Annotated in this window: 1 protein-coding gene; it reads right to left on the bottom strand. The window is 59.4% G+C overall.

Translation table 11 applies throughout. The annotated features are described in order from the left end of the window. The coding region (locus P0D73_RS46735; protein WP_408261898.1) for a helix-turn-helix domain-containing protein at positions 1-377 on the bottom strand (377 nt) is incomplete at its 3' end. Between the last annotated feature and the right edge of the window lie 116 nt (positions 378-493).

The following is a 493-nucleotide window of genomic DNA, read 5'->3' as shown; positions in this document are numbered from 1 at the left end:
CGGCCACGTTTGTAGGAGAACCCTTCATGCCTGAGTGCAACCGACAACGTTTCCAGCCGGCACGGCAACGGCTGGCTATGAACTTCCTCAATGCGCAGCGCAATCTGCCTGAGCGTCATCGATTCGGCACGCGCTGCTTCGACGGCCGTGGCGATCATGGCATCAGACAATGCGCGGGGGCGCCCGCCTTTATGTCCGGTCAGCAAACCACAGAGGCCATTGTCGTTCCAGGCGTGCGCCCAGTTGTACACCGACTTGTCGCTCACATCGAGTTCGAGCGCGATCTCATGCGCCCGCCGACCGCGGCCGAGCTCCAGCAGACCCAGCCCACGGGTTCGAAAGTCCTCATGTGCATGTTTGAGCGACAGCTGTTGCAAGGTCTTCTTCTCCGGCTCGGTCAGTTCAACGGCACATTTCATCGGCGGGCAGGTCGTCAGAATCGCATTGCCTGTCAGACCCCGTACTTTGAAATTCGTTTACTCGTCGCACTTAG

This window comes from Paraburkholderia sp. RL18-101-BIB-B (assembly GCF_046026985.1).
Classification (GTDB): domain Bacteria; phylum Pseudomonadota; class Gammaproteobacteria; order Burkholderiales; family Burkholderiaceae; genus Paraburkholderia.
This window is presented reverse-complemented; position numbering and strand designations above follow the sequence as displayed.